The following is a 12,394-nucleotide window of genomic DNA, read 5'->3' as shown; positions in this document are numbered from 1 at the left end:
GACAGCGACGACGACGGCGACACCGACGACACCGACGACACCGGCGGACGCCACGACGGCGACGACCGCCGCCACGGCGACGTCATGTGACCAGTCCCGCGGCCAGCAGCTCCACGAAGCCCACGTCCTCCTTCGCCACGCCGAAGACCTCCGCCCGCAGCAGGGTCCGCTCGGCCCACGCGCGGTGCGGCTTCACTTCATTCATCTTGTTCGTGTACGCGCTGCGCAGCACCCCGCCGCCGCCCCGTTCCGGCCGCAGAATGTCCTGGGCGTCGCTGAATTCCTCGTGGCTGACCACGGACAGCGCGTGCACCGGCAGCACGTGGGAGGGGTGGATGCAGGTCTTGCCCAGCAGTCCGTTGGCCCGGTCGAGCTCGATCTCGCGCAGCAGCCCGTCCATGTCGTGTTCGATCAGCGCGGTGCGCAGCGCGTCGGCGCGCTGCTCCATGAAGGGGCTGCGGCGTAGCTGTGGCTTGAAGATGCGCTCCTGGAGGCGGAAGTACTCCCAGACCGGCCCGGTGATGGTGAAGCCGGTGCCGTCGGACCGGCCGAGGACGTTGACCACGTCGGCGATCACTCCGGCGACGATCTGGACGTCGTAGGCGGTCATGTCGGGCGAGCGGCGCAGCCCGTAGGCGGAGCAGAAGTCGGTGACGCCGAGGCGCAGCGCGAGGACCCGGTCGCGGTACTTGTCGACGACGCGGCCGATCCCGGCGAGGGTCTCGCGGCGGCTCTCCAGGTGGAGCAGCTCGGGCGACTCCAGCACGGGCATGGCGAACAGCCGGCGGCCGCACATGTTCTCGGCCACGGCCAGGGCCTCCATGAAGGGCCCGCCGCGCTCCTCGGTGAACTTGGGCAGCACGAATCCGGACAGCAGCCGGGCGGACGGCCCGAGCCGCCGCACCAGGTCCGCCACCTGCCCCGCCTCCCGCACCCGGATGAAGAGCAGCGGGGTTTCCAGGCCACGTGCGCGCAGGTCGGCGAACTGCCGTACGAGGTTCTCCTCCGCTCCGGCGACCTCGCCGTCGTCGATGGAGTCCTCCAGGCACAGCACCATCGACACCACGCCGCGGCCGACCTGCTTGAGCACGTCGTCGGCGAGCCGCGGCCGGGTGGCCGGGCTGTACAGCGTGGCCCCGAGCGCGGCCGCGAGGACGCGGGCCGGGGAGGCGGCGCTGAACTCGCACGGTTCCCGGTGGAACAGGCCCGCCCGGGCAGTGGCCGGGATGTGCCCGAAATGACGCATGAGTATCCCCCGTACTGCCTCGACGGCCCTGACGACATGTGGCCGGTAATAGTACGTAGGGACGGGTGTCCCGGGTTCCCCCCGGGCCTGAACTTCAGGTAACTCGTCCGCTTCTCGCCCCTCCCGGGCGGCCCCCGCGTTGTCCGCGGCGTGGGCGGCCAGGCAGGATGTCGGACATGACGCACGCCATGCTGAAGGGCTCGAACGTCCCGCTCGACGCCGCGGCCGTACGGGCCGTACTGTGCTGGACCCCGGGCCCCGGGGTGCCGGACGTGGACGCCTCCGCCCTGCTGCTCGGCGCCGACGGACGGGTGCGTTCGGACGAGGACTTCGTCTTCTACAACCAGCCGCGCCACCCGTCGGGGCTGGTGCGGCGGCTGTCGAAGAAGCGGGTGCCGGAGGGGCTGACCGACACGGTCGAGGCGGATCTGGCGGCGCTGGACGCGTCGGTGGACCAGGTGGTGATCGCGGCGTCGTCGGACGGCGACACCTTCGAGCGCGTACGGGACCTCAGGATCCTGCTGTACGACGCGGGCCCGGCTGCCTCGGAGCCGCTGGCCGTCTTCGAGGTGAAGCCCGAGACGGGCGAGGAGACGGCCATCATCTGCGGCGAGCTGTACCGGCGCGGGGAGGGCTGGAAGTTCCGTGCGGTGGGGCAGGGGTACCCGACCGGGCTGATCGGTCTGGCCACGGCGTTCGGCATCTCGGTGGACGAGGCCGAGGAGGCGGGCGGTACGGACGGGGCCGGCGCGACGGACGGGCGGCCGGCCGGCGAGGCTCCGGCGACGCCCGCGTCCTCCCCGGTCACCGGGGCGTCCGCCGCCCCGACGGTGGCCACGGCGCCCCCGGCTCCGGCGACGCTTCCACCGCCCCCCGCGTCGCCCCCGGGCCCGGCGTACGGATACCCGCAGCCCGGCGCGGCGCAGCCCGCCTACGGCTACCCGCAGCCCGCGGCGGCCGCCGCGCCGGCGCCGGACCCGAACTTCACCCTGCCGCCGATGGGGCCGCAGTTCGTCCGGCGCTGACGCCGCCGGGCCAACCGCCCCCGGACCCCGCGCCCGCCGGACCCCGCGCCCGGCAGGCGCCGGCACCGGCGGCCGTGGCGGCCCGGCCGCCTCCGCGAGGCCGAGGGGCGGGCCGTACGGGTGTCAGACCTTGCCGGCCTTGAACCCGCGGCCCCATTGCAGGCCCCAGCCGTACAGCCGGTCCAGCTCGGCCTGGAAGCCGTACACGAACCGCACCTCCCGTCGGACCACCAGCTCGTCCTTGACGTTCTCCAGCAGGAAGACCGCGCAGGAGCGGGCCTGTGGGGCGCGCTCGTCGAGCTCTATCTCGATGCGCGGCCCGTTGCTCGGGTAGAGCGTCATGGTGGCGTGCGTGCGGTCGAACGCCGGGGTCTGGTCGTAGATGTAGACGAAGAACAGCAGGCGCTTGATGGCGTCCCGGTGGTCGAGGTTGACGAAGATCGTCTCGCCGGACGGCGCGCCGAACCGGTCGTCGCCGCTGAGCTTCACGTACGGCGCCGCGTTGAGGTCGCCGAAGAAGCCGCCCAGTGGCTGGACCACGCCCTTGGTGCCGTCCTTCAGCTCGTACAGGCAGCCGATGTCGAGGTCGACGTTGACCACGCCCTGGGTGTGGGCCTGGACCACCTCGGGCTTGAAGAGCTGGAAGGGGTGCCGCAGCAGCCGTCCGCTGCGGCGGGACCGGCCCTCGATGTCGGAGGTGCGCATCCGCCAGGAGAGGTTGACGCGCAGGTTGCCGGTCGCCGCTCCCTGTTTGGTGAGCGAGACGGTCGGGCGGCGCTTGGTCAGGTCGATGGAGTTCGACGAGGCGCTGCCCGAGTCGAACTGCGCCGCGTTGTTGTTGCGCAACAGGCTGTCCCAGAAGGCCATGCCCCCACCCCCAGTCGTCCGGTTCCCCTCGGGATCCGCTCGGATACGCGTGCGGGGCGGCCGGGAGCACCCGGCCGCCCCGCAACGGAAGCGTTCCTCGTTGCCGGGGCCGCCACACTCCGGCGGGCCCCGGCGAATGTCACACGGAGACGTGCGTCTGGTCGTCCGCCCCCTGGGCCTCCAGCGCCTTGTTGCGGCGTACGGAGGACAGGAAGGACGCGGCGATCAGGATCACGCCGACGAGGCCGGTGACGATCTCGTTGATCTCGTGCTGGATGGTGACGAGCAGGATCACGGCGAGGGCGCCGATCGCGTAGTGCGCGCCGTGCTCCAGGTAGACGTAGTCGTCCAGGGTGCCCTGGCGGACCAGGTAGACCGTGAGCGACCGGACGTACATCGCGCCGATGCCGAGGCCGAGCGCCATCCAGAAGATGTGGTTGGTGATGGCGAAGGCGCCGATGACGCCGTCGAAGGAGAACGACGCGTCGAGGACCTCGAGGTACAGGAACAGGAAGAAGGCCGCCTTGCCGGCGAGGCCGACGGCGGAGACGGGCTTGCCGGCCTTCCTGGCCTTCTCCTCCTCCTCGTGCTCGCGTTCCTCTTCCTCCTCCAGCTTGTCCTCGAAGTAGCCGGACAGGCCGCCGACGACGAGGTAGGTGATCAGGCCCGCGATGCCGGACAGCAGGACGGTGGCCGTCTTGTCGGCGTGGCCGGAGCTGGTGTGGGCCTGGGTGGCGAAGGTGAGGGCGGTGATCAGCAGGACGATCAGCGCGATGCAGACCGACAGCATGTCGACCTTGCCGAGCTTGGCCAGCGGCCGCTCCAGCCACGCGAGCCACTTGTGCTCCCGCTCCTCGAAGACGAAGTCGAGGAAGATCATCAGCAGGAACATGCCACCGAACGCGGCGATCGCGGCGTGGGCGTCGGTGACGAGGTCCTCGTACTGCTCGGGCTGGTCCATCGCGAGCTGGACCGCTTCGATCGGTCCGACGTTGGCGCTGATGGCGACGATCACGACGGGGAAGACCAGCCGCATGCCGAAGACGGCGATCAGGATGCCGACCGTCAGGAAGATCTTCTGCCAGAAGGCGTTCATCTTCTTGAGGATCCCGGCATTGACGACCGCGTTGTCGAACGACAGGGAGATCTCGAGGACGGACAGGATCAGTACGATCCCGAACGCCTCCCAGCCCCACTGCCAGGCGGCGAAAGCGAGGCCGAGCGCCGTGATGGCGAACGACCAGCCGAAGGTTTTCAGAACCACTGGCTACCCAATCGTGTTAAGTACGGGTACGGGTCTCCCCCGCGCCGTGCGCGCCGGGTCTTGAACGAACCCGGAGACGTGCTTTAGGAAACATTGACCCCGAAGTCTAGAGCGATGCCCCTCAGACCCGATGCGTACCCCTGTCCTACGGCCCGGAACTTCCATTCTCCGCCGTACCGGTAGAGCTCGCCGAAGATCATCGCCGTCTCGGTCGAGGCGTCCTCGCTGAGGTCGTAGCGCGCCAGTTCCTGGCCGTCGGCCTGGTTGACGACCCGGATGAAGGCGTTGCTGACCTGGCCGAAGGTCTGGCCGCGGTTGTCGGCCTCGTGGATGGACACCGGGAAGATGATCTTGTCCACGTGTTCCGGCACCCGGGGGAGGTCGACGATCAGGGACTCGTCGTCGCCCTCGCCCTCACCCGTGAGGTTGTCACCGGTGTGCTCGACGGAGCCGTCGGGGCTGGTGAGGTTGTTGTAGAAGACGAACCATTCGTCGCCGAGCACCCTGCCGTTCTGGCACAGCAGCGCGCTGGCGTCGAGGTCGAAGGGCGCTCCGGTGGTGGAGCGCGCGTCCCAGCCGAGCCCGACCAGCACTTGGGTGAGGTTGGGTGCGGCCTTGGAGAGGGAGACGTTGCCTCCCTTGGCGAGCGTGACGCCCATGATGGTGATTCCTCCCCTGAGATCTGCTGCTGCGTGGTCCCGGGGGCGGCCCCCGGACCCACCGGCCCGGTCACGGCCCGGCCGGTGCGCCCGGGCCCGGGGCCGCGGTCACGCGAGCCCGGGGCGGGCGGTGAGGCACGTCCGGCGCCGCACGGAAGCGTGCGGCGCCGGACGGAACTGCTCGGCGGTTCGACCCCCGCCGGAGCGCGGCCGGAGCTGGTGGAGCGCGGCCGGAGCGCCCCGGTGGCACCCCCGCCCCGGTCGGGGCCGGCGGTGTGCCGGGGGGTGGGTCAGACGTTGACGCCGAAGTCCTGCGCGATACCGCGCAGGCCCGAGGCGTAGCCCTGGCCCACCGCGCGGAACTTCCACTCCGCGCCGTTGCGGTACAGCTCGCCGAAGACCATGGCGGTCTCCGTCGAGGCGTCCTCGCTCAGGTCGTAGCGGGCGATCTCGGCGCCGCCGGCCTGGTTCACGACGCGGATGAACGCGTTGCGGACCTGGCCGAAGGACTGCTGGCGGGTCTCGGCGTCGTAGATCGACACCGGGAAGACGATCTTGGCGACGTCGGCCGGGACGTTGGCCAGGTCGACCTTCACCTGCTCGTCGTCGCCCTCGCCCTCACCGGTGAGGTTGTCGCCGGTGTGCTCGACCGAGCCGTCCGCGCTCTTCAGGTTGTTGAAGAACACGAAGTCCTGGTCGTTGCGGACCTTGCCCTCGGCGTTGACCAGGATGGCGCTGGCGTCGAGGTCGAAGTCCGTACCGGTGGTGGTGCGGACGTCCCAGCCCAGACCGACGGTGACTGCCGTCAGGCCCGGGGCCTCCTTGGTCAGCGAGACGTTGCCGCCCTTGCTGAGGCTGACTCCCACGAGTCCCTCCATTGGTTTCCAGGGGCAGCGCCCCCGTCGTGCGTTGGCATCGGATCAACGACTGGATCCTAGTGACCGGTTCCCGTCGTGAGCAGGCAGTTGCGCCGAAGAATCAGAGGGTGTCGAGCGCCGCGACGTACTCGTTGAGGTCGCGGGCGTCCGGCAGGCCGTTGACGACCGTCCAGCGGACGACGCCCTCCTTGTCGATGATGAAGGTGCCGCGCACCGCGCAGCCCTTCTCCTCGTCGAAGACGCCGTACGCGCGAGAGACCTCGCCGTGCGGCCAGAAGTCCGACAGCAGCGGGTACTCCAGGCCCTCCTGCTCGGCGAAGACCCGCAGGGTGTGGATCGAGTCGTTGGACACGGCGAGGAGCTGGGTGTCGTCGTTGACGAACGTCGGCAGCTCGTCGCGGAGCGCGCACAGCTCGCCGGTGCACACGCCGGTGAAGGCGAAGGGGTAGAAGAGGAGCACGACGTTCTTCTCACCGCGGAAGTCCGCGAGCGACACGGTGCGGCCGTGGTTGTCCTTCAGCTCGAAGTCCGGGGCCTTGGTGCCGACCTGAACAGGCGCGGTCGTCTCGATCGCCTCGATCGCCATGACAGAAAGCATCCCTTCACTGGGTCTCGTGGGGACCCACCCTACGCACAGGGCCCCCGCCGACGGATGTCGGCGGGGGCCCCGGTGGCTGGCTGGTGGCCGGCGGGCGAGCGGCTCAGCGCTTGCCGGACTTCGGGGTCACCAGTCGGCTGCCGGTCCAGTCCTTGCCGGCGTTGATGCTCCGGGTCTGCGAGAGGCCCGCCGTCTGGGCGGCCTCGTTGATGTCGCTGGGCTCGATGTAACCGTCACGGCCGGTCTTGGGCGTCATGAGCCAGATCTGCCCACCCTCGTCGATCAGACCGATGGCGTCGACCAGCGCGTCCGTGAGGTCGCCGTCGTCGTCACGGAACCACAGCAGTACGACGTCGGCGACGTCGTCGTAGTCCTCGTCGACGAGATCCTGGCCGATGACGGCCTCGATGCCTTCACGGAGCTCCTGCTCGACGTCGTCGTCGTAGCCGATCTCCTGGACCACCTGTCCGGGCTCGAACCCCAGCTTCGCCGCCGGGTTGGTCCGCTCCTCCGCGTGGTCCGCGGTCGCGCTCACGGCTTGCCTCCTGATCGTTTTTTGGGAAGTGCTTCGGCCGCGCGCGTACGCGTGGCATTGGGCGTAGTCCACACGTGCGGGGCGGATCGCGCAAGTACCCGGCGAGCGAGACCGCCGAAACGGTGACTTTTGGGGCCGTCTCGCCGCAACTCCAGGCACCTTCCCGTCCACGCCCGCGCTACACGCCACGGCTCTTGACCCACTTTATTCGCTTCTACTCCTTCCGTGCGCCCGTGAGGGTCGAACGGCCGAACGGAACGCATGGCCGGGTTGGGCGTATGGTTGCGATTTGACCAGCGCCTTCCGGTGACCCGGGCCCGGATGAGGCGCCCCGTGGGGGTTACCCCTCGGTAAAGATGACGTTTACGCCCATGGGGTACACGATGGTGGCGGCGCGACCGTACTGCTGACATTCCACTGCCGTAGGCTCCACCGAACAGAAGGAACAGCGTGGCTTCCGGATCCGATCGCAACCCGATCATCATTGGCGGCCTTCCCAGCCAGGTCCCGGATTTCGATCCCGAGGAGACCCGGGAATGGCTTGACTCCCTCGACGCCGCCGTGGACGAGCGCGGCCGCGAGCGGGCCCGCTACCTGATGCTCCGCCTGATCGAGCGGGCGCGCGAGAAGCGCGTGGCCGTGCCCGAGATGCGCAGCACGGACTACGTCAACACCATCGCCACCAAGGACGAGCCGTTCTTCCCCGGCAACGAGGAGATCGAACGGAAGGTACTGAACGCGACCCGGTGGAACGCCGCCGTCATGGTGTCGCGCGCGCAGCGCCCCGGGATCGGGGTCGGCGGTCACATCGCGACGTTCGCCTCTTCCGCGTCCCTCTACGACGTGGGCTTCAACCACTTCTTCCGCGGCAAGGACGAGGGCGACGGCGGCGACCAGATCTTCTTCCAGGGCCACGCGTCGCCCGGCGTCTACGCGCGCGCGTTCCTGCTGGACCGGCTGACCGAGGCGCAGCTGGACGCGTTCCGCCAGGAGAAGTCGAAGTTCCCGAACGGACTGTCGTCGTACCCGCACCCGCGGCTGATGCCGGACTTCTGGGAGTTCCCGACCGTCTCCATGGGCCTCGGCCCCATCGGGGCGATCTACCAGGCGCGCATGAACCGCTACATGGAGGCGCGCGGGATCGCGGACACCTCCACGTCGCACGTGTGGGCGTTCCTGGGCGACGGCGAGATGGACGAGCCGGAGTCGCTCGGCCAGCTCTCGATCGCGGCCCGCGAGGGCCTCGACAACCTGACGTTCGTCGTCAACTGCAACCTCCAGCGGCTCGACGGCCCGGTGCGCGGCAACGGCAAGATCGTCCAGGAGCTGGAGTCGCAGTTCCGCGGCGCCGGCTGGAACGTGATCAAGCTGGTGTGGGACCGCTCCTGGGACCCGCTGCTGGCCCAGGACCGCGACGGCATCCTGGTGAACAAGCTGAACACCACGCCGGACGGACAGTTCCAGACGTACGCGACGGAGACGGGCTCGTACATCCGCGAGCACTTCTTCGGTGACGACCACCGGCTGCGGGCGATGGTCGAGGGCATGACCGACGACCAGATCCTGCACCTGGGCCGTGGCGGTCACGACCACAAGAAGATCTTCGCGGCGTACAAGGCGGCCGTGGAGCACAAGGGCCAGCCGACGGTGATCCTGGCGCAGACGGTGAAGGGCTGGACCCTCGGCCCGAACTTCGAGGGCCGCAACGCGACGCACCAGATGAAGAAGCTGACGGTCGACGACCTGAAGCGCTTCCGCGACCGGCTGCACATCCCGATCAGCGACCAGCAGCTGGAGAGCGGCGTCCCGCCGTACTACCACCCGGGCCGGGACTCGGAGGAGATCCAGTACATGCACGACCGCCGCAAGGCGCTGGGCGGGTACGTCCCGACCCGGGTCGTGCGGGCGAAGCCCCTGGCGCTGCCGGACGACAAGACGTACACGGCGGTCAAGAAGGGTTCGGGGCACCAGTCGATCGCCACGACGATGGCGTTCGTGCGGCTGCTCAAGGACCTGATGCGGGACAAGGAGATCGGCAAGCGGTTCGTGCTGATCGCGCCGGACGAGTACCGCACCTTCGGTATGGACTCGTTCTTCCCGAGCGCCAAGATCTACAACCCGCTGGGCCAGCAGTACGAGGCCGTGGACCGTGAGCTGCTGCTCGCGTACAAGGAGTCGCCGACCGGGCAGATGCTGCACGACGGCATCTCGGAGGCGGGCTGCACGGCGTCGCTGATCGCGGCGGGCTCGGCGTACGCCACGCACGGCGAGCCGCTGATCCCGGTGTACGTCTTCTACTCGATGTTCGGTTTCCAGCGGACCGGCGACCAGTTCTGGCAGATGGCCGACCAGCTCGCGCGCGGTTTCGTCCTGGGCGCGACCGCGGGCCGTACGACGCTGACCGGTGAGGGGCTCCAGCACGCGGACGGCCACTCGCAGCTCCTCGCCTCGACGAACCCGGCGTGCGTCGCGTACGACCCGGCGTTCGGCTTCGAGATCGCGCACATCGTCAAGGACGGTCTGCGCCGGATGTACGGCGAGGAAGCCGAGGACGTCTTCTACTACCTCACCGTGTACAACGAGCCGATCCAGCACCCGGCCGAGCCGGCGGACGTCGACGTGGACGGCATCATCAAGGGCATCCACCGCTTCAAGGCGGGTGAGGCGGGGTCGGTCCCGGCGCAGATCATGGCGTCCGGCGTTGCCGTGCCGTGGGCGCTGGAGGCCCAGCGGATCCTCGCCGAGGAGTGGGACGTACGGGCCGACGTCTGGTCGGCGACCTCCTGGAACGAGCTGCGGCGCGACGCCGTGGCGGTGGAGGAGCACAACCTGCTCCACCCGGAGGAGGAGCAGCGGGTTCCGTACGTGACGCGGAAGCTCTCCGGCGCAGAGGGCCCGTTCGTGGCCGTCTCCGACTGGATGCGCTCCGTGCCGGACCAGATCTCCCGCTGGGTGCCGGGGACGTACAGCTCGCTGGGCGCGGACGGCTTCGGCTTCGCCGACACCCGTGGTGCGGCACGCCGGTACTTCCACATCGACGCGCAGTCGATCGTGCTGGCCGTGCTGACCGAGCTGGCCCGGGAGGGCAAGGTCGACCGGTCGGCGCTGAAGCAGGCGGTGGACCGCTACCAGCTCCTGGACGTGGCGGCGGCCGACCCCGGCGCCGCCGGCGGCGACGCGTAACGCCCGTCACGCGGGGGGCTCCGGCCCCCCGCACCCGCCTACCATTCCGGCATGAAGGAACGCTGGGAAGCACGTACCCAGACGCCGCTCCTGGCGCTCGCCCTGGCCTTCGGCATCGCGTACGCGGTGCCGATCGTCATGCCGGACGCCGAGCCGTGGGTCCACTCGCTGTGCACGTCCGTGGAGTGGGTGGTGTGGGGCGCGTTCGCCCTGGACTACGCGGTGCGGCTGCTGCTCGCCCCCTCCCGGTGGCTCTTCGTGCGCGGCCATCCGCTCGACCTGGTGGCGGTGGTGCTGCCGCTGGTCCAGCCGCTGCGGCTGCTGCGGCTGGTCTCGACGCTGATGCTCGTGGGCCGGCGGGCCCGGATGGCCTCGCAGATAACGCTCACCATGTACGTGGCCGGGTCGGTGGTGGGGCTGCTGATGTTCGGCTCGCTGGCCGTGCTGCACGTGGAGCGCGACGCCCCGCACGGGAACATCAAGACGCTGGGCGACGCGGTGTGGTGGTCGTTCACCACGATGACGACCGTGGGCTACGGGGACCACGCGCCGACCACGGGGCTCGGGCGGCTGCTGGCCGTGGGCCTGATGCTGTCCGGGATCGCGCTGCTCGGTGTGGTGACGGCCAACATCGCCGCGTGGTTCATCTCCCGCTTCGAGCGGGACGACCAGGAGGAACGCCGCCAGAGCGCGCTCCTGGAGGCGCTGGCCCTGGAGATCAGGGAACTGCGGGCGGAGGTCGGCCGGCTCTCGGGCACCGCACCCGGCGTGCCCGCCGTGCCCGGCCCGGGTGTACCCGGTCCGGCCACGTCGTCGACCGCCCCGGAGCGAACCACCCCGGAGCGGACCCCGTAAGAGACGGGTGGCCATCGGGGACGGGCCGGGACGGGCCAAGGCGGGCTTCCGGTGCGGGCTGTACAGTCCGTCGGGCAGGCCGCTGATCTTGGGGGGATCCATGACGCCGCAGGACGCACCACCCATTGTCTTCGTGCACGGGACGCGGTTCAGCGCGGGCCAGTGGAGCCCGCAGATCGCCGCGCTCCGCGACGACTTCCCGGTGGCCGCCGTCGACCTGCCCGGGCACGGGGCCCGCTCCGCCGAGCCGTGGAGCCTCCGCGCGGCCACGGACGTCATCGCGGATGCGGTGGACGCGCTCGGCCGGGGGCCGGCTCTGGTCGTCGGGCACTCGCTGGGCGGCTACGCCTCGCTGGAGTTCGCCCGGCGGTGCCCGGAGCGGCTGCGGGGCCTGGTCCTCGCCGGAGCCAGTGCCTCCACCCGGGGCCCGTGGGCGACACCGTACCGATGGGTGTCGCGGCTGGTGCCCAAGGTGCCGGAGGACCGGCTGACCCGGTGGAACGACCGGTTGCTGCGCCGGCTGTACCCGCCCGAGCTGGTGGAGCCGACCATCCGCGCCGGTTACGCCTTCCACACCCTGCCCGCCGCGTGGGACGAGGTGCTCGGCCGCTTCGACGCGGGCGACATGCGCCACGTGGCGGCTCCGGTACTCATCCTGAACGGGGAGAAGGACACCGTCTTCCGGTCCGGGGAGCGGGACTTCGCCCGGGCACATCCACGGGCCCGTGTCGAACTGGTGCCGCGCGCCCGGCACCTGGCCAACTTCGACGACCCGGCGGCCTTCACGGACGCGGTACGCCGCTTCGCCCGGCAGGTGGCCGTCCACGGCTGACCGGCCCTGGGGCCGCCCGGTGAGGCACCCGTACGGCCGCGGCGCGGGGCCCGCCCCGGGGCAGGAGGGTGCCCGGGGCGGTCGCCCTGACGCGCGGCGCCCGGGGGCGCCGGTGCGTTCGGGTTCAGAGGATGCCGTTGCCCGGGGTGCCGGCACCGGCCAGCCAGACGAGGGCCAGGACGGTGTCGATCGCCCCGAGGACGAAGGCGACCAGCGCCGGAAGGTGATCGTTCGCCCAGCGCCGGCCCATGCCCAGCCAGCCGCAGACGATCGCCACCGGGCCGAGGACGATGCCCAGCACGAAGAATCCGGCGACCGCGCAGACCAGCCCGACGATCCCGAGCGTCGCGCGATCCGGCCCGGTCCGCGACCACATCCGGCCGCGTGAGCGGGGGCTCCTGCGCGAACGCGAGGTGTACCCGAAACTTCCCATGGCCCCCGGGTGCCCGGGC

The 12,394-nt window shown here is 70.5% G+C and carries 12 protein-coding genes; 4 read left to right on the top strand and 8 right to left on the bottom strand.

Annotation, left to right across the window (positions count from 1 at the left end):
* Positions 1–82: 82 nt before the first annotated feature.
* Entirely contained in the window at positions 83–1,246 is a 1,164-nt protein-coding gene (locus ACZ7LK_RS02805; RefSeq protein ID WP_471138073.1) for an HpcH/HpaI aldolase/citrate lyase family protein, read from the bottom strand.
* Between the two features lie 176 nt (positions 1,247–1,422).
* On the opposite strand from ACZ7LK_RS02805, the gene ACZ7LK_RS02800 reads away from it, so the two are divergent.
* On the top strand, positions 1,423–2,271 hold the full coding sequence (locus ACZ7LK_RS02800; protein WP_392276524.1) for a TerD family protein: 849 nt from the start codon (positions 1,423–1,425) through the stop codon (positions 2,269–2,271).
* Positions 2,272–2,394: 123 nt separating this feature from the next.
* On the opposite strand, the gene ACZ7LK_RS02795 is transcribed toward ACZ7LK_RS02800, so the two are convergent.
* From ACZ7LK_RS02795 to ACZ7LK_RS02770, 6 genes are all read right to left on the bottom strand, one after another.
* On the bottom strand, positions 2,395–3,138 hold the full coding sequence (locus ACZ7LK_RS02795) for a TerD family protein (RefSeq protein ID WP_392276523.1): 744 nt from the start codon (positions 3,136–3,138) through the stop codon (positions 2,395–2,397).
* A gap of 139 nt (positions 3,139–3,277) precedes the next feature.
* The gene (locus ACZ7LK_RS02790; protein ID WP_392276522.1) at positions 3,278–4,402 is read right to left on the bottom strand and encodes a DUF475 domain-containing protein; all 1,125 of its coding nucleotides are present in this window, start codon (positions 4,400–4,402) and stop codon (positions 3,278–3,280) included.
* A gap of 83 nt (positions 4,403–4,485) precedes the next feature.
* On the bottom strand, positions 4,486–5,061 hold the full coding sequence (locus tag ACZ7LK_RS02785) for a TerD family protein (RefSeq protein ID WP_392276521.1): 576 nt from the start codon (positions 5,059–5,061) through the stop codon (positions 4,486–4,488).
* 290 nt (positions 5,062–5,351) lie between these two features.
* Positions 5,352–5,927 carry a TerD family protein gene (locus ACZ7LK_RS02780; RefSeq protein ID WP_064071174.1) on the bottom strand — a complete coding sequence of 192 codons (576 nt, stop codon included), beginning with the start codon at positions 5,925–5,927 and terminating at the stop codon, positions 5,352–5,354.
* Between the two features lie 112 nt (positions 5,928–6,039).
* Complete coding sequence (locus ACZ7LK_RS02775; RefSeq protein ID WP_392276520.1) at positions 6,040–6,525, bottom strand: peroxiredoxin; 486 nt, start codon at positions 6,523–6,525, stop codon at positions 6,040–6,042.
* A 115-nt stretch (positions 6,526–6,640) separates the two neighbouring features.
* Entirely contained in the window at positions 6,641–7,072 is a 432-nt protein-coding gene (locus ACZ7LK_RS02770; protein WP_392276519.1) for a DUF3052 domain-containing protein, read from the bottom strand.
* Between the two features lie 450 nt (positions 7,073–7,522).
* Between ACZ7LK_RS02770 and aceE the strand changes: the two genes are divergently transcribed.
* From aceE to ACZ7LK_RS02755, 3 genes are all read left to right on the top strand, one after another.
* Positions 7,523–10,255 (top strand): pyruvate dehydrogenase (acetyl-transferring), homodimeric type, encoded by a 2,733-nt coding sequence (aceE, locus tag ACZ7LK_RS02765; RefSeq protein WP_471138069.1) that lies wholly within the window; start codon positions 7,523–7,525, stop codon positions 10,253–10,255.
* 51 nt (positions 10,256–10,306) lie between these two features.
* The gene (locus ACZ7LK_RS02760; protein WP_471138067.1) at positions 10,307–11,110 is read left to right on the top strand and encodes a potassium channel family protein; all 804 of its coding nucleotides are present in this window, start codon (positions 10,307–10,309) and stop codon (positions 11,108–11,110) included.
* A 100-nt stretch (positions 11,111–11,210) separates the two neighbouring features.
* Positions 11,211–11,942: an alpha/beta fold hydrolase gene (locus ACZ7LK_RS02755; protein WP_392276516.1), complete on the top strand. Its 732-nt coding sequence runs from the start codon at positions 11,211–11,213 to the stop codon at positions 11,940–11,942.
* A 124-nt stretch (positions 11,943–12,066) separates the two neighbouring features.
* Here the strand turns inward: ACZ7LK_RS02755 and ACZ7LK_RS02750 are convergent, their stop codons facing one another.
* A complete protein-coding gene (locus tag ACZ7LK_RS02750) occupies positions 12,067–12,375 on the bottom strand; it encodes a small hydrophobic protein (RefSeq protein ID WP_471138065.1) in 309 nt (102 codons plus the stop codon).
* Positions 12,376–12,394 lie beyond the last annotated feature (19 nt).

Source organism: Streptomyces sp. NPDC039423 (genome assembly GCF_055598725.1).
This window is presented reverse-complemented; position numbering and strand designations above follow the sequence as displayed.

Bases quoted from the DNA above. Each gene is read 5' to 3' on its own strand.
- ACZ7LK_RS02750 (WP_471138065.1), bottom strand. From the start codon at position 12,375: ATGGGAAGTTTCGGGTACACCTCGCGTTCGCGCAGGAGCCCCCGCTCA.
- ACZ7LK_RS02795 (WP_392276523.1), bottom strand. From the start codon at position 3,138: ATGGCCTTCTGGGACAGCCTGTTGCGCAACAACAACGCGGCGCAGTTC.
- ACZ7LK_RS02785 (WP_392276521.1), bottom strand. From the start codon at position 5,061: ATGGGCGTCACGCTCGCCAAGGGAGGCAACGTCTCCCTCTCCAAGGCC.
- ACZ7LK_RS02775 (WP_392276520.1), bottom strand. From the start codon at position 6,525: ATGGCGATCGAGGCGATCGAGACGACCGCGCCTGTTCAGGTCGGCACC.
- ACZ7LK_RS02805 (WP_471138073.1), bottom strand. From the start codon at position 1,246: ATGCGTCATTTCGGGCACATCCCGGCCACTGCCCGGGCGGGCCTGTTC.
- ACZ7LK_RS02760 (WP_471138067.1), top strand. From the start codon at position 10,307: ATGAAGGAACGCTGGGAAGCACGTACCCAGACGCCGCTCCTGGCGCTC.
- ACZ7LK_RS02755 (WP_392276516.1), top strand. From the start codon at position 11,211: ATGACGCCGCAGGACGCACCACCCATTGTCTTCGTGCACGGGACGCGG.
- ACZ7LK_RS02800 (WP_392276524.1), top strand. From the start codon at position 1,423: ATGACGCACGCCATGCTGAAGGGCTCGAACGTCCCGCTCGACGCCGCG.